At 33.2% G+C, this 15,298-nt stretch carries 16 protein-coding genes; 9 read left to right on the top strand and 7 right to left on the bottom strand.

The features are described from left to right. Window positions 1–135: 135 nt before the first annotated feature. Both AA089_RS14395 and glgA read right to left on the bottom strand, forming a co-directional pair. Entirely contained in the window at window positions 136–1,404 is a 1,269-nt protein-coding gene (locus tag AA089_RS14395) for a glucose-1-phosphate adenylyltransferase (RefSeq protein WP_046757669.1), read from the bottom strand. A gap of 6 nt (window positions 1,405–1,410) precedes the next feature. Continuing rightward, window positions 1,411–2,613: a glycogen synthase gene (glgA, locus tag AA089_RS14390; protein WP_046757668.1), complete on the bottom strand. Its 1,203-nt coding sequence runs from the start codon at window positions 2,611–2,613 to the stop codon at window positions 1,411–1,413. 214 nt (window positions 2,614–2,827) lie between these two features. Between glgA and msrB the strand changes: the two genes are divergently transcribed. The 3 genes from msrB to AA089_RS14375 all read left to right on the top strand — a co-directional run bounded on the left by msrB (window position 2,828) and on the right by AA089_RS14375 (window position 4,492). Further along, complete coding sequence (msrB, locus tag AA089_RS14385; protein ID WP_046757667.1) at window positions 2,828–3,313, top strand: peptide-methionine (R)-S-oxide reductase MsrB; 486 nt, start codon at window positions 2,828–2,830, stop codon at window positions 3,311–3,313. 148 nt (window positions 3,314–3,461) lie between these two features. Beyond that, on the top strand, window positions 3,462–3,932 hold the full coding sequence (locus AA089_RS14380; protein WP_046757666.1) for a hypothetical protein: 471 nt from the start codon (window positions 3,462–3,464) through the stop codon (window positions 3,930–3,932). Further along, on the top strand, window positions 3,929–4,492 hold the full coding sequence (locus tag AA089_RS14375) for a DUF1572 family protein (RefSeq protein WP_046757665.1): 564 nt from the start codon (window positions 3,929–3,931) through the stop codon (window positions 4,490–4,492). The genes AA089_RS14380 and AA089_RS14375 overlap by 4 nt, the downstream gene beginning before the upstream one ends. 259 nt (window positions 4,493–4,751) lie before the next feature. Here AA089_RS14375 and AA089_RS14370 read toward each other — a convergent pair whose 3' ends face one another. From AA089_RS14370 to AA089_RS14350, 5 genes are all read right to left on the bottom strand, one after another. Further along, window positions 4,752–6,014 (bottom strand): POT-type proton-dependent oligopeptide transporter, encoded by a 1,263-nt coding sequence (locus AA089_RS14370; protein WP_046757664.1) that lies wholly within the window; start codon window positions 6,012–6,014, stop codon window positions 4,752–4,754. Between the two features lie 153 nt (window positions 6,015–6,167). Beyond that, window positions 6,168–7,811 (bottom strand): serine hydrolase domain-containing protein, encoded by a 1,644-nt coding sequence (locus AA089_RS14365; protein WP_046757663.1) that lies wholly within the window; start codon window positions 7,809–7,811, stop codon window positions 6,168–6,170. Between the two features lie 86 nt (window positions 7,812–7,897). Beyond that, complete coding sequence (locus AA089_RS14360) at window positions 7,898–9,085, bottom strand: helix-turn-helix domain-containing protein (protein WP_046757662.1); 1,188 nt, start codon at window positions 9,083–9,085, stop codon at window positions 7,898–7,900. 9 nt (window positions 9,086–9,094) lie between these two features. Then, a complete protein-coding gene (locus AA089_RS14355; RefSeq protein ID WP_046757661.1) occupies window positions 9,095–9,859 on the bottom strand; it encodes a hypothetical protein in 765 nt (254 codons plus the stop codon). Between the two features lie 148 nt (window positions 9,860–10,007). After that, on the bottom strand, window positions 10,008–11,087 hold the full coding sequence (locus AA089_RS14350; RefSeq protein WP_046757660.1) for a hypothetical protein: 1,080 nt from the start codon (window positions 11,085–11,087) through the stop codon (window positions 10,008–10,010). Window positions 11,088–11,733: 646 nt separating this feature from the next. On the opposite strand from AA089_RS14350, the gene lpdA reads away from it, so the two are divergent. The 6 genes from lpdA to AA089_RS24810 all read left to right on the top strand — a co-directional run bounded on the left by lpdA (window position 11,734) and on the right by AA089_RS24810 (window position 15,018). Continuing rightward, the gene (gene lpdA / locus AA089_RS14345; protein WP_046757659.1) at window positions 11,734–13,125 is read left to right on the top strand and encodes a dihydrolipoyl dehydrogenase; all 1,392 of its coding nucleotides are present in this window, start codon (window positions 11,734–11,736) and stop codon (window positions 13,123–13,125) included. A gap of 53 nt (window positions 13,126–13,178) precedes the next feature. After that, window positions 13,179–13,808: a hypothetical protein gene (locus AA089_RS14340; RefSeq protein WP_046757658.1), complete on the top strand. Its 630-nt coding sequence runs from the start codon at window positions 13,179–13,181 to the stop codon at window positions 13,806–13,808. Window positions 13,809–13,810: 2 nt separating this feature from the next. Further along, a complete protein-coding gene (locus AA089_RS14335; protein ID WP_046757657.1) occupies window positions 13,811–14,113 on the top strand; it encodes a DUF3817 domain-containing protein in 303 nt (100 codons plus the stop codon). Between the two features lie 108 nt (window positions 14,114–14,221). Next, complete coding sequence (locus AA089_RS24815) at window positions 14,222–14,392, top strand: hypothetical protein (RefSeq protein WP_156169033.1); 171 nt, start codon at window positions 14,222–14,224, stop codon at window positions 14,390–14,392. 184 nt (window positions 14,393–14,576) lie between these two features. Continuing rightward, complete coding sequence (locus AA089_RS14330) at window positions 14,577–14,735, top strand: hypothetical protein (protein ID WP_156169032.1); 159 nt, start codon at window positions 14,577–14,579, stop codon at window positions 14,733–14,735. Between the two features lie 133 nt (window positions 14,736–14,868). Next, window positions 14,869–15,018 carry a hypothetical protein gene (locus AA089_RS24810; RefSeq protein ID WP_156169031.1) on the top strand — a complete coding sequence of 50 codons (150 nt, stop codon included), beginning with the start codon at window positions 14,869–14,871 and terminating at the stop codon, window positions 15,016–15,018. Window positions 15,019–15,298 lie beyond the last annotated feature (280 nt).

Genomic DNA, 15,298 nt, shown 5'->3' with positions numbered 1-15,298 from the left:
TCGTATAGCAGGATTTTTTAGTTTCTGTATTTAGATAACTTTTTATGAGTTTGGAAAGAGAAAATTTCGATATTTATCGAAATAGTTCCACTTACTACTTTTTATGCGTCTTTAAGATTTAAAAACGGAGTTTTACTACTGTATAATAGTTCCTCTAGGAATGACTGCATCTTTTTTAATAACCACAATACCATCTTTTACAAGATATGTATCGGTTTCTACATCTTTCAACTGTTTTCCGCCGTTTATTTTTACATCATCACCAATGCGACAATTTCTATCAATGATTGCATTTTTAATGTAGCAGCGTTCGCCAATTCCCATCAGAATGTCTACTTTTTTTGTTTCGATTTCTTCCAAGGATTCATACGAATCATTTCCCATCATATACGTGTTAATCATGACCGTATCTTTTCCTATACGTGAACGAATTCCAATAACAGAACGTTCTATTTTTGAGGCTTGAATGATACAACCGTCTGAAATGACCGTATTGTTCAGTGTTGTTCCCGAGATTTTAGAAGTCGCTAAAATACGTGCATTGGTGTAAATACGTCTTTTTTGATCGTAGAGATTGAACTTCGGGATATCATCCGTTAAACCAAGATTGGCTTCAAAAAACGAATCAATATTTCCGATGTCTGTCCAATAGCCTTCGTATTGAAAACTTACCGTTTTGTGTTTGTCGATACTTTGCGGAATGATTTCTTTTCCAAAATCGACCGTATCAGGATTGTCCATTAATTTGATTAACAAATCTCTGTTAAAAATGTAGATTCCCATAGAAGCCAAGTACTTTCGACCTTCTTTTTTCATTTCTCTACTTACATCCGACGTCCAATCGGGTAATAAATCTGCGGAAGGTTTTTCTATAAAAGAAGTAATTACATTTTCTTCATTCGTTTTCATAATACCGAATGATGTGGCATCTTTAGCATTTACAGGATATGTAGCAATGGATATTTCTGCGCCTGCTTTTTCGTGTTGTTGAATCATTTCATTGAAATCCATTTGATATAATTGATCTCCTGAAAGAATCAACGCATATTCAAAATCATTCTTTAGAAAGTGATGCATGCTTTGGCGAACTGCATCTGCCGTTCCTTGAAACCATTTGTCACTCGTAATGGTTTGTTCTGCCGCAAGGACATCTACAAACGCCGAACTAAAGAAACTAAAGTGATAGGTGTTTGATATATGTTTGTTTAACGATGCGGAATTGAACTGTGTCAATACGTACATACGTTTGATATCTGAGTTGATACAGTTTGAAATTGGAATGTCTACTAATCTGTACTTTCCAGCAATTGGTACGGCTGGTTTTGATCGTGCTTCTGTTAACGGATAGAGTCGTGAACCTTGTCCGCCTCCAAGAATAATGCTTAATACTTTGTCGTTAATCATGGTGTATTATATGATAGATTTGTATAGTGTTTCTGTTTGTTTTGCAATGGCTTTCCAGTCAAAATAATCTTCTACGCGTTTTCTACTGGCCAATTCCATTTGAGTTCTGAGCGTTTCATCGTTTACAAGTGTGTTGATTCCGTCTGCTAAATCTTTGGAAAATTGTTCAGGATCCGTCGGTTCAAAAGGCGCCGTATTTTGTTGCGCTACCGAAACTAAAATTCCTGTTTCGTCTGGTATTACCACTTCTTTGATTCCTCCAACAGCACTGGCAACTACTGCAGTTTTACATGCCATCGCTTCTATATTGATGATTCCAAAAGGTTCATAGATAGAAGGACAACAAAAAACCGTTGCATGCGAATAGAGTTGAATGATTTCATCTTTCGGCAACATTTCTTCAATCCAAAATACATTGTCACGGATTTGCTTTACACTTTCCACACTTTCCTGCATTTCTTTGGCAATTTCTTCTGTATCTGGCGCACCCGCACACAATACAATTTGCGTATCTGCATCAATATGTTTGATGGCGTTTACCAAATGAATGATTCCTTTTTGACGTGTAATACGTCCCACAAATAATACATATGGTTTTTCAGGATTTATCTTAAATTTTTCAAGAATTGATTGGTCTTCCGTGTACTGATATTGCTCTAAATTGATTCCGTTATAAATCACTTGTATCTTGTCTTCATTTACGTTGAAATGTTGTAAGACGTCAACTTTGGTTTCTTCCGAAACTGCAATGATAGCATCTGCCATTTCAATTGCCGTTTTTTCAATCCAAGAAGAAGCATCATAACCGCGACCGAGTTGTTCGCGTTTCCACGGACGTAAAGGTTCTAACGAATGTGTCGTAATGACCAAAGGTTTCCCGTAACAGAGTTTTGCCATAATTCCTGCAAATTGCGCATACCATGTGTGACAATGTATTACATCGGCATCAATTTCATTTGCGTTCATGTGCAAATTGGTCTGCAACGTATTGAATACAGGTTTTAGTTTTTTATCTGTCGTATCAAAACTGGCGTGATTACCAGCAAATCCTGTGATGCTCAAATTTTCAGTATCAATTTCTTGATCGCCAAAACTTCGTACTTCAACTTGCATTAATTGTTTCAATTCGTCTGCTAAATATTCAACGTGAACTCCAGCGCCACCATATACATATGGAGGAAATTCTTTTGTGAAGAAAAGTACTTTCATGGATGTTTGTTAGCTCTTTTTTTGGTTTATTCCTTGTAAGGGTCTTAAAATTAAATAATTAATATTACATAATTACTATAATGTTACGAGTCTTTTCAATATATTTTTACTAAAACGGTTTCGTAATGATTGCTTTGTTGCTACGACTGATTGTTTGTATAAAAAACCGTATTTTTAAGGAAAAAATTGACTTAGAAAGAATTAAAAGAAAATTATGAAGAAGGTATTTTTAGTTGCATTGATTGGATTGTTGTTTAGTTGTAATTCATCAGCACAGAAAAAAGAGAACACATCTAAAAAGCAAGAGACTTTTAAGGTTACAAAAACTACAGAAGAATGGAAAAAGCAGTTGAGTCCAGAAGCATTTTATGTACTTCGCAAAGCTGGAACGGAACGTGCTTTTACAAGTCCTTTGAATAAAAATTATAAGAAAGGAACGTATCATTGTGCAGGTTGTAATACGCCTTTGTTTAAAAGTGAACATAAGTTTGATTCGGGAACTGGCTGGCCAAGTTTTGATCGTGAAATTGAAGGAAATGTAGCATATTCTACGGATTACGATCTTGGATATGCACGTACGGAAGAACATTGTGCAATCTGTGGCGGACATTTGGGACATGTGTTTGACGATGGTCCAAAACCAACAGGAAAAAGACATTGTATTAATGGTGTTGCGTTAAAGTTTGTACCTGAAGAATAGCTTGTTGGATGGTTAGCTTGTTGGTATTGCTGCGCTACTAAACTTATTTTATCATTTTAGTCTTACGCCACGCTAAACTTGATTCAGTTTCACATGAGAGTTCATGGTATGCTTAAACAATTTTCAATCTTTTCCCTATATTTACTAGATGGAAAGACGCTATTTTGTTTTACGTAAAGGATATTTAAATATTGATAGAGAATTTTTCTATTTCAGCGATCATGGAAATTGGGAAACTTGCAAGATTTTGGAAGAAACCGAACATCCAAAACTGACTTTTACTTATATTTTTGATCATATTGTACAAGTTACTTTAGCATTAATTACACTAACGCTAGTGATGTATTTCCTAACAGGGAAAATTGAAATTATTTATAGTGGTTTGGTTATAGGAATGGTGATTCACTTTTTTCAAAGACGTTATAAAATTTCACAGTTTAAAATTCCTGTACATAAAGTAGAACGCATTCATGTTGCTTCAGATACGCTCAACATTACATTTGCAAATATTAAAAATGAACAGATTACACATGCTGTTGTGTTAGACGACGGAGTTGAGACAGAAGATATCAAAACGTATTTGAAAGCATATTTTAATCAAAAAATTTACGTGACATGAATACTGTAGCATCTAATTATTTAGAAAGTACCAAAAAGCAATTCGCCTATTATAAAAGTGTTGGCGATAAAACATTTGCACAGTTAAACGAAGCTGATATTCATTGGCAACAAAATGATGATAGCAATAGTATTTCCGTTATTGTAAAACATATTGTGGGGAATATGTTGAGTCGCTGGACAAATTTCCTTACGGAAGATGGCGAAAAAGAATGGCGTCATCGCGATACCGAGTTTGAAGCTACATATAAAACGAAAACCGAAATGATTGCCGCTTGGGAGAAAGGTTGGCAATGCTTATTTGATGCGATTGATCCGTTACAACCGGAAGACGTTTCACGAATTATTTACATTCGAAATCAAGGACATACGGTTTTGGAAGCTGTTACGCGTCAGTTGTGTCATTATCCGTATCATGTTGGGCAATTGGTCTATGTTGCCAAATTGATTCGCTCAGAAAAATGGCACTCTTTAAGCATTCCGAAAGGAGAATCATCAACTTACAATAAAGACAAGTTTAGCAAAGAGAAAAGCAAGAAGCATTTTACGGATGATTTGTAAAAAGCTAGACTTTTTGGATTGTTGGATTGTTGGAAAGAAAATTGATTGTAATGAGTATGCTTATCTATTATCGTTTTAAGGTTTGAATTTCCGAACGTGTTTCTAGTTTCCTGACAAATGAAAAGATTGTGATTCTCATAATAATGAGACACTTTACTAATTTCTCATATAAAAATCCTTTGAAAATAAATAGCAGTAAAATTGCTGTAAAATATATTTCAAGTGTTTCCTTAAGTATTATTTTACTTGATGAACTCGTTTAATAATTTGATTTGATATTTTGATCTAAGACATCATTTTCTATCGTATTTTTCACAATAAACTTTCTTCCAATAAAAAAACCTAAAAATAGTAGTAGTGTAATTCCGAAGAAAACAGCAACACTTATTTTGATAAATATTTCTGATTCATTAAATAAATCATAATATAGAGTGTTGATTATTTCTACTCCTCCATATAAAACTGTCATGTTAACAACCATAATTATTGTTAAATATTTCGGATTGGAATATCGGGTAATAATCGACAAGACTATTGGACCACAAAGTGTTTCCGCAACAGCAAATAATGACATTCCGTATAGTAGGCAAAGTAAATCATTTTCATTATTTGCAAATGATATTAATGAAAATTGATATAATGCTAATGCTCCAAAAAGAAATCCAAAGGCTACTTTTAAAAATTGAGCCTTGTGGAATTTTATCCAAATTATACTGAAAATAACAAGCAATGGAAGGATTATCATTCCACTTATACTTAAGATATTTGCTTTGGTTACTACAGAACCCAAATCAATTTGAAAATTGTCATTAAATAACAACCTATTTGTCTGAATTCCTCCTATTTCATACAATATCCAAAAAACCATACCAAGAGAAATCGCCAATATTACATACAATACATTAAAAACTACGTCCCTATGAATTTTGAATGGGCGTATTCCTTTCATCTCTGAAATTGCAAGCGCTAATAAAGAAATAATAATATACAATACAGCTGCAAATCCAAATCCTGGAACAAAGCCATATTCATTAGATATGTAAGCGAACAGTGCTATTCCTATAAAAGCTCCAGCATTAACTACTAAATAGTAAACTGAAAATGCTGTATCTAAAAATTTTTCTTTTTGATAATATATTTTTCCATAAGCTGCTAAAATATTAGGTTTCATAAAACCTGAACCCAATGTCATTAACGCTAATCCTGAGTACACTATATTTTCATTAGGAAAGCAAATATTAACACATCCTAAAACAGCTAGTAACCCGCCAAAAAATATTGATTTTTTATTTTTAAATATGAAATCTCCAAAAACTCCTCCTACAACCTGTGTAAATAGTAAGAAGTATATTATGTATCTGTAAATAGTCATTGCGCCATAGTCAGTTAATTGAAATGTTTCACTCACTAAATATAACATCAATAATGACCGAACACCATAGTACGCAATTCTTTCAAAAAGAAGCAATATTAATATAACGCATGTATTTTTGGTTAGGTTTTGTGTTCTGCGTTCTTCCATAAATTGTATATCTCTAGACACTTATTTGTTCATAAAAATGAAATATACGGATCATTTTTTAAAATATCTTTTTGATGATCGTTTATATAGCTGTATTCCATAAAAAAAGCACAAACAATAAAGTGTATGCTTTTATATGTTATGATGGAAAACCTACTTCCTCACAAATCGTAAATTATCAATTCGTCCCGTTGAAACGAGTATTTCATTGATCTTTCCTTGACTGTCTTTTTCAAATGATATATTGTAATTGTCAACTAACATTTCCGTTTCATCTAGCAAGAGTCCTTTTATCTTTTTCTTTCCTAGCGTTACTTCATAGTTTTCCTTTTCAATGTTTTCGATTGTAAACGACACATTGATTTCATTATTTAAGAAAGAACCGTTGAGCGAAGTAAAGTCAAATGTACTTAAATCACTTTCGATGCGCGTGAGTGTAAATGGTGGCACACTTGGATAATATGCAGTAATTTGCATCACACCATCTTTATTTTTGGTAAATTCTTGCTTAAATGGCGCATCATTCCATTGATGGAAAATATTGTCGTCTTCGCGAAGTAATTCAATATCATTTCTTCCCGAACGGATCATGTACAATTTGCCATCACGTTTTTCAAATTTAATGATATAACCGCCTTCCGTACGATAGATTCCTAAAATATCTTCCTCAGTTACCTTCTCGCCTACTGTTGCGGGAACAATGGCAAAGGTTTCTTTTTCGTCTGTTTTATTCAACATCACATCTGCCATTTCCAACGTGAGCATCATCGGATCAATTTTTCCAGTATTAATCATCGTTACGATTGTAAAATTCTGCGTGTCAAATCGTGCAGTAATGGCTTTCCATGCTCCTGTAGAACCGCCATGAAAACGGTATTTTTCATTTCTATGTTCGCCACGTTCTACACCATAACCATACTTTGTAATCTTTGAATCTTTGATTAGTTGTTGACTTTGGGTTAAGATTTCTTCGGAAAACACATCACTTTTCTTCGTTTGCAATAGTTTTTCCCAATGCAATTGATCTTCCAACGTAGAAAATAAATTTCCGTCACCGTGTAAATTACACGTCCAATCGTACGTTGTCCACGTATCAAAATTGAAATATGGTTTTGCAATCGGTTCAGCAATGTTTTTATAATCATCTACAAAGGAGGTATTTGGCATGCCCAACTCTTTAAACATCTTATCTGTATACGCAACAAAGCTAGTTCCTGTAACTTTTTCTACAATTTGTGTTAATACAATATAACTGGAATTCGTATATGAATATTTAGTACCTGGCACAAAATTGAGTTCTTGCTGCTTTTCTAGCAATTCCATCACATCTGCATTGTCAAACTTTTGTTCCCACCATGTGTATCCTTGCAAACTCCACAATCTATACACGCCGCGCATTCCACTAGAATGATTCAATAAGTGTTTAATTTTTATCGGATATTCTATATTTTTATACAAATTTGGCAGATATTTTCGAATGTCATCTTCTAGGCTTAATTTGTTTTTTTCGGCTAACGTTAACACTGCAAATGCTGTAAATTGTTTTCCGTTCGATGCAATGTTGAAGCGTGTCTTTTTTCCGATGGAAATGCTGTCTTTCAAGTTGGCAAATCCTGCATAATTTTCGTAGATAATTTTTCCGTGTTGCACAATTCCGACGGCAATTCCTGGTCCGCCTTTTGGCACATCTTTGATGGTAATTTTGTCTAATTGTGTACGTTGTTCTTGCGTAATTCCCTGTCCAAAACTAATTGCAAATGACAGGATGCATGTGAAGAATAGTAAATTTGATTTCATTAAAATGTGTATTACGTTTTTTGATGATACAAATGTGCTATTCTTTCCTATACAAAGCGCGCCAAATCGTGATTTGACACTTTTTTTTAAGTATTTCCACTAAAATATTCTTTTGGAGTTTGCTGTGTTTGCTTTTTAAAAGCTCTGTTAAACGTTGATTTTGAGTTGAATCCAGAATCGAGTGCAATTCCTAATAAGGTTTTCAAATCATTTTCGCTAGCCGCTACTTTTTTGATGACTTCTTGTGTTCTGTATGAATTTACAAAGTCGTTAAAATTCACTTTAAAACCTTTATTGATGATATTTGATACTTTTTTTGGATGTGTATGAAGCAGTTTCGCGACATCAAATAAGGTTAAATTCGGATTTGTAAATATCTTTTTATGCTCCATCAAATCTTCCAATTGTTGTTGCAATATTTTGTCGTCCTCAGAAAATTCAATAATATCTGTCTCCGTTTTTGTGGTTGTTCCTTCTTCTTCCGCTTCCGCGAGAAAATCCTCAGAGAAAGTTGTTACCAATCGCGGATGAAAAGAAACATTCATTTTGATAGCATGCACATATCCGCTTAGCGCGATGTAATAAAACAAGATTGAAAACGATAGATAGTACCAATATTTTCTGCCAAAGTTTGCCCATTCTGGATTTAGAATAAAGAATAAAACGCGTAGTAATAGCAATCCTAAAAACGCAATTAAAAATCGTTGAATCCACGCGTGCAAAATGGAATCGGCGTAACTTACCGTTTCATAGGTTTTCTTTTTGTATTTCGTGTATAGTTTCAAACAGGCAAACAGATAGAAAACCATCATGATAAAACCTGAAATTTGATACCAAAGTGCAAAATCTTTATCGCGTCCATCGGCATAAAAATAGTAGGTATCTAACACCAATTCGTCTGTAATCCAGACCATCAAACTATACAATGCATATACCATGGCAGGAATGAAATGCAACCAATCTTTTTTCTGAAATCTAAACGATGTATGTAGCGAACTTTTTACATAGAAATACAACAAAGGCGGCATGAGAAATAGTTGCTGAAATGGTATAAAAAACAGTATTTCCCTATAAGTATCTTTAGCATACCAACCTGAATACCCAAACATAAATGGTGCAATATATAGCGTACATAAAAAGATAAAAGCTGCCAACCAAAAACTCGATTTATTTTCGTTTTTTATTCCTTTATACAGAAGTAATAACGTAAAAATCAATCCGTGAATAAAGAAAATAAGTAACGTAGAAGTTTTAAAGTTGAAACTAAAATACATTGAAAATATTTATGAAATTGAATTGTTAGTCATGCACGAACGCACATATAAAATTACTATAAAAATGACAGCATAGAGTGCATATTTTATCCACTTGGCCCGTTTTTGATAGCTGAGTTCTTCTTCCAACGTTCGCATGCTGTAATTTGGCGTTTCTTTCGGAGTCGGATTCGGATTTTTATATTTCTTGAAAGTAATATTCTGTGTGAGTTCAAAACCTTCATCTGTGTCCAAATTTACACCAAGCAATCGTTTGGCAACTCCAAAGGTAAAATCTTCTAGCAAACTATCTTCCGTATACGGATCATCAGGATGATTTTCATCTTTCCAATAGTGAATTCCATCTACTTCATATGAACGCGCATAGATTTCTTTTTCTTCAGCAAAAGGTTCGCCAAGTGAAACCGCTACTTCTCCATCGCCTGCAATCTTTATACGTGTTTTTAATCCACGTTGGATAAGCGCATACGCATGGAAATTTGAAACACTATGGCAAGATACAGACAAAATTTCTGCTTGTGGAAATAATGCTACTAATGCATTTTCTGCTGGACTCAAATTGAGACTTTCTGTTGCTAAGGTTTGTTCTGTAATTTGGTAATCGTCGCAAATGATAATCGTATTGTTATAAAAACCAATATTGATAGATTCATCTGCTGGATACAGACATGCTTCGAACGAAACTTCGCTATCAAACTCATAATTTGCTTTTCCTAAAGCTTTTAATAATGCGATTTCGTCTTTAAAACCATATCGATTTTCTATTAAAACCATTGATGTTTTCCAGCCCATACAAATGTGAATTAACTAATTTTAAAAATTAATGATAGCTAAGATACGTGAATCGCTTGTATTTAACATTCGTTATTTGTTTATTCGATATTCGTTATTCGTTAATTTGTTATTTGTTATTTGTTATTTGTTATTTGAATTTTCGTTTGATTTGCCTTAATAATTCTGGTAAATTAAATGTAAATCCTGGCACTTTTATTTCATTTGTCTTTATGAAATCGCCAACAAGTTCTTCTTCGTTTTCTTTTTTAGTTTGATGTGACTCAATAACAACATTTTGTTGGTAATTAGTCATATTTAAACTTTTAATGGTTGCATCTTTCATTTGAATTGCAGAATTTGCTAGCATCAGTTGTGACTTTAAAAATAAAACCTGTGAAGCTAATTGTTGCACACCAACATCTTGAAATTCAGAAGCGACACTTTCAAACTCTGGACTTTCAGGAAGCGACAAATACATTTGTAACGCTTCTTTTATTTTGTCCAATGCTTCTTCTTCATCTTTGGGAATTACGGTAAATAAAGTTTCATGTGCTTTGGATTCGATATTTGTTTCTGCGTTGATACCAATGTCTTTTAAAAACGTTGCAAAGTAGATTAGATATTGTTCGCAGGAACTTTGAATTTCTGGTGGAAAAGTGAAGGTGTTTTTAAGGTTTGAAGCATTTACATTTTCTAACTCTAAAAATATCGTATCAAATTTTAATTTAAACATTTCCAAAACTTCATAATATAAGGTTTCAAGATCATTTGATTCTTCATTAATATAAACATCTAAGCAAAGTCCTTCTTCAAGAATATCTTTTATATCATCTTTAAAAATAGAAATCAATTCATCGTCTTTTATCTCATCTATTAATAAAGCTAAAAAAGATTTGAAACTAAATGGCATATTCCAATTCGTCAAGTCAATGTCTAAATACAAATAATTAGTTTCTCCTTTAATAAAAGATAGAGATGACTCAATACTTAACCAATTATAATGAAATGATGAATCTCGTTTATCTATTTTAATCTCAAAAAAACCTACATCATCATTATAAATATCAAATATTTTAAAGGTTGATAATTTATCAATATGTTTAGACCTTATTGCAATTTGATATTTCCCTGCATCACTAAAATTGGAGCTATTCAATTCTCCAATAATTTCTCCATCTAAAAAAACTTTCTTTTGCTCTTCATCAATTACCAAATTCGGTTTTTCCATATCTTAACTATTAATTACAATACGTTAGTTGCTACAATGTACTCAAATGTTACATTTCCTACAAAATTAGTTTCCCAGTTATTATTTGTCATTCCTAAGACCTATGCTGAACTTGATTCAGTAAGACAGGAATCCATCGAGAATATGAGTGGATTCCGCAACAGGTGCGGAATGACAATACGTTTCAAAAGCAACACCAAGCGTCACTTCGAGTGATTTTCGATAGAAAATTGTATCGAGAAGTACTTTGAAGTTCTAAACTGTTCTCAATACACCAAATCACAAATGCAATGCAAAGTATTCTCGACTGCGCTCGAATTGACAAACAAACAAATTAACGAATTGACAAATCAACAAAAAAACCGAGTTAGCGATAGCAGTGAAAAGCCCACAGCGAGTTTCGAGCGCGGACTTGCAACGAATAGCGCGACCTGTAGTGATAACGAAAGGAAACTCCCAAAAAATAATGTGTCAATGTGAAAATTCATACTCAAAAACTAAACTACCAACATACCAAGAGCAGAGCGATACAAACAATCCAAGAGCGTTAGCGATTCAAAGAACAAAAACAAGTACATATAGTTTATTCTTAAAGCAGAATTCCGTAAATTTGCATCTTGAAAATCAGACAACAAAATTTTAAGATATGAATACATACGATATCATCGTTTTAGGAAGTGGTCCTGGTGGATATGTAACTGCCATTAGAGCTTCTCAATTAGGGTTTAAAACTGCAGTAGTTGAGAAAGAAAGTTTAGGTGGCGTTTGCTTAAATTGGGGATGTATTCCAACGAAAGCCTTATTGAAATCAGCACAAGTTTTTGAGTATTTGAAACATGCTGGAGATTACGGATTATCAGTAAAAGAATTTGATAAGGATTTTGATGCGGTAGTACAACGTAGTCGTGGTGTAGCTGATGGAATGAGCAAAGGTGTTCAGTTCTTAATGAAAAAGAATAAGATTGATGTATTGAACGGTTTTGGAACTTTAAAAGCTGGAAAGAAGATTGATGTTAAAGATAAAGACGGAAAAGTTACCGAATATAGCGCACAACATATTGTAATTGCTACAGGAGCTCGCTCACGTGAGTTACCAAGTTTGCCACAAGATGGTAAGAAAGTAATTGGTTATAGAGAAGCAATGACGTTGCCAACACAACCAAAGAAAATGATCGTAGTAGGATCGGGAGCTATAGGTGTGGAGTTTGCATATTTTTATAACTCAATGGGAACGGAAGTTACGATTGTGGAATATTTACCTAAAATTGTTCCTGTGGAAGATGCAGATGTGTCGAAACAGTTAGAACGTTCGTTTAAGAAAAGTGGTATTAAAATTATGACGTCTGCGGAAGTGACTTCAGTTGATACTTCTGGCGATGGCGTAAAAGCTACGGTTAAAACGAAAAAAGGCGAGCAAGTACTAGAAGCTGACATTGTTCTTTCGGCTGTTGGAATTAAAACCAACATTGAAAATATAGGTTTAGAAGCTGTCGGAATTGCTACAGACAGAGATAAAATCTTAGTAAACGATTATTACCAAACAAATATTCCTGGATATTACGCTATTGGTGATGTTACGCCTGGACAAGCGTTAGCACACGTTGCTTCTGCGGAAGGAATTTTATGTGTAGAGAAAATTGCAGGAATGCATGTTGAAGCGTTAGACTATGGAAATATTCCAGGTTGTACGTATTGTTCTCCTGAGATTGCATCTGTTGGTTTAACGGAAGCACAGGCAAAAGAACAAGGTTATGACATCAAAGTTGGAAACTTCCCATTCTCAGCATCTGGAAAAGCAAGTGCTGGTGGAACGAAAGAAGGTTTTGTAAAAGTAATTTTTGATGCAAAATACGGAGAATGGTTAGGTTGCCATATGATTGGTGCTGGCGTTACGGACATGATTGCCGAAGCCGTTTTGGGTAGAAAGTTAGAAACTACAGGTCATGAAGTGTTGAAAGCGGTTCACCCGCATCCAACGATGAGTGAAGCTGTAATGGAAGCTGTTGCCGCCGCTTATGACGAAGTCATTCATTTATAATATATATTGAAAAGCTGCTCATTGAGCAGCTTTTTTTAAAACTATTTTTCAGCATGTCATATAAAAGCGTTTTTATATTATGCACTATTCTAATAATTTATGCATGTGCAACAACTAATACCGCAGGAAGAAAGAAACTACCTCCTGTAAAAATCTGTGCAGATACACAAGTTGTTTACGATACTGATGGTGTATTTGATAAGAATAATTTGAATAGTGTATCAAAGTTATCTTATTCCACAACTTATACATTAGTTTTTACACAAACAGATTCACTTGAAAAAGATGCTATACGCTATGCGAATGGCAAAACTGCTCAAAAAGTAGTTCGTAAAATATTTCCAAAGATTGCAATTCTAGACGATACTTCTTTTTTGAAAAGAACATATAAAGATGTAATGTTTGCGATGACAGATGTTAAAAAACACAATAGTGATACACGAGCAGTCATAAAACTGATTATTCCAGATTCTAATTATTCTGAACAGCTATTTATAGAAGTGAGAACTTACCTAAAAAATAATCAATTTTCAAATTATGTCAATATATATGTATTTGATATAGAAAGGAAAAAATTATTGTATTTTGATTCTGTTAGTTACGAATGTGATTTGCGTGATGAAATTATGTTTACAAAAGTATTAGAGTATGGTTTAACCAAACTAAAAAATAAGATTAATTAATTATGGACACTACATTGAGAGAAACACAATTAGTACGATCTTTTCGCTTAATTGCCATTTTAGAAGGAATCTCCTATATCGCATTTTTTATTACCATGCCTTTAAAATACATGTACGAAACACCAATGCCAAATAAATTTGTTGGTATGGCACATGGAATTTTATTTATGCTGTATGTATTACTTGCCTTTTTGGTGGTTCGTGAGCAAAAGTGGAGCTTCAAACGATTTGTGATATTCTTTGTCGCTTCTTTGATTCCGTTTGCTACTTTTTATATTGAACGAAAGTATTTGAGAGCTAATTAACAGTACTATTTGCGTTTAATATTAGTATTAGTGTATTAATTACGGCTTTTCCGTAACTGACTCTTCTTTTATTTTTATACCTTTTGATTTAATCAAAAATTTAAAATCATGAAAAGAAAGAATCTGACAGCGTTTAATTTGAATAAAAAATCTATTTCTTCATTAACGTATGAAAAAGTAAAAGGAGCAGGTTTTTCTTGTGGTCCTTCTTGTTTTTGTAAAACCGCTGCTGCAAATAATCTAACAATAGGAAATTGTCAACTTTGCCAACCTTTGTAAACTACTTATTGTACTAAATTTTGACTGAGAAGTTTATAAACGTTTGTCAAATACGGTGATACCGTAAATAATATATTTTCATTTTTTTTAAATTGATATTATAACGTTAAAATTTAATATCATGAAAAAAAAGAAACGTAGTTTACTAAATTTAAACAAGAAATCTATTTCGAATTTAGAATCAATGAACACAAAAGCTGGTCAAGCATCAGACATTGTTCTTACAGTTATTCGTTATGAAGTACCAATTTCTACAGCAGCAGGCTCATGCTTAAGTCCTTGTGCTGGTCCTTGGGCAACGTATGACTGCTATGTACTTACAGATGATTGTATCTATGTATAGATAATTATAACATACAATAGCGAGCTTCGGTTCGCTTTTTTTATGCTTTATGCTGAAATCGTACATTTTGTACGAATAGTTGCAATTTGTTTTGCTATAGTTTTACCATAATTAATATTTAAAACTTTTTATTATGAAAAAACAACATTTAAAATCATTAGCACTAAACAAAAGAGCAATTTCTAGTTTGAAATTCAACAATGTAAAAGGAGGAAAAAAACAGATTGACACTTTGTATCAAGCATCTTGTCCTGGTGGACCGATATGTGACACTACTTTTTAAAACTAGAGCGAACTTCGGTTCGCTTTTTTTATGACTACCAATTGTTAAGTAGGGCAATCCCGTAGAGCGATATCAATTTAGATAGCTATATTAACGTCAGTTCGATATCAGTGAATCAATTCATATTTATAATTGAGCATAGAAACTCCTTACTAAATATCATATTTTCAGTGTTTTATTTTCATTTTCTTTGCTTTCCCAAAGAAAAGAAACAAAAGAAAGGGAACTTTTCCAGAGGTATTTTTAGTTTTTCTTTCTGAAAAAAACCAAAACCGCATGA

Origin of the sequence: Kordia jejudonensis (assembly GCF_001005315.1) — a bacterium.
Classification (GTDB): Bacteria; Bacteroidota; Bacteroidia; order Flavobacteriales; family Flavobacteriaceae; genus Kordia; species Kordia jejudonensis.
The sequence above is the reverse complement of the archived record's forward strand: the minus strand, read 5'-3'. Positions and strand labels throughout refer to the sequence as shown.

What these genes read in the sequence shown, in the direction of transcription:
- AA089_RS14395 (WP_046757669.1), bottom strand. Translation starts at nt 1,404, where the DNA reads ATGATTAACGACAAAGTATTAAGCATTATTCTTGGAGGCGGACAAGGT.
- glgA (WP_046757668.1), bottom strand. Translation starts at nt 2,613, where the DNA reads ATGAAAGTACTTTTCTTCACAAAAGAATTTCCTCCATATGTATATGGT.
- msrB (WP_046757667.1), top strand. Translation starts at nt 2,828, where the DNA reads ATGAAGAAGGTATTTTTAGTTGCATTGATTGGATTGTTGTTTAGTTGT.
- AA089_RS14380 (WP_046757666.1), top strand. Translation starts at nt 3,462, where the DNA reads ATGGAAAGACGCTATTTTGTTTTACGTAAAGGATATTTAAATATTGAT.
- AA089_RS14375 (WP_046757665.1), top strand. Translation starts at nt 3,929, where the DNA reads ATGAATACTGTAGCATCTAATTATTTAGAAAGTACCAAAAAGCAATTC.
- AA089_RS14370 (WP_046757664.1), bottom strand. Translation starts at nt 6,014, where the DNA reads ATGGAAGAACGCAGAACACAAAACCTAACCAAAAATACATGCGTTATA.
- AA089_RS14365 (WP_046757663.1), bottom strand. Translation starts at nt 7,811, where the DNA reads ATGAAATCAAATTTACTATTCTTCACATGCATCCTGTCATTTGCAATT.
- AA089_RS14360 (WP_046757662.1), bottom strand. Translation starts at nt 9,085, where the DNA reads ATGTATTTTAGTTTCAACTTTAAAACTTCTACGTTACTTATTTTCTTT.
- AA089_RS14355 (WP_046757661.1), bottom strand. Translation starts at nt 9,859, where the DNA reads ATGGTTTTAATAGAAAATCGATATGGTTTTAAAGACGAAATCGCATTA.
- AA089_RS14350 (WP_046757660.1), bottom strand. Translation starts at nt 11,087, where the DNA reads ATGGAAAAACCGAATTTGGTAATTGATGAAGAGCAAAAGAAAGTTTTT.
- lpdA (WP_046757659.1), top strand. Translation starts at nt 11,734, where the DNA reads ATGAATACATACGATATCATCGTTTTAGGAAGTGGTCCTGGTGGATAT.
- AA089_RS14340 (WP_046757658.1), top strand. Translation starts at nt 13,179, where the DNA reads ATGTCATATAAAAGCGTTTTTATATTATGCACTATTCTAATAATTTAT.
- AA089_RS14335 (WP_046757657.1), top strand. Translation starts at nt 13,811, where the DNA reads ATGGACACTACATTGAGAGAAACACAATTAGTACGATCTTTTCGCTTA.
- AA089_RS24815 (WP_156169033.1), top strand. Translation starts at nt 14,222, where the DNA reads ATGAAAAGAAAGAATCTGACAGCGTTTAATTTGAATAAAAAATCTATT.
- AA089_RS14330 (WP_156169032.1), top strand. Translation starts at nt 14,577, where the DNA reads ATGAACACAAAAGCTGGTCAAGCATCAGACATTGTTCTTACAGTTATT.
- AA089_RS24810 (WP_156169031.1), top strand. Translation starts at nt 14,869, where the DNA reads ATGAAAAAACAACATTTAAAATCATTAGCACTAAACAAAAGAGCAATT.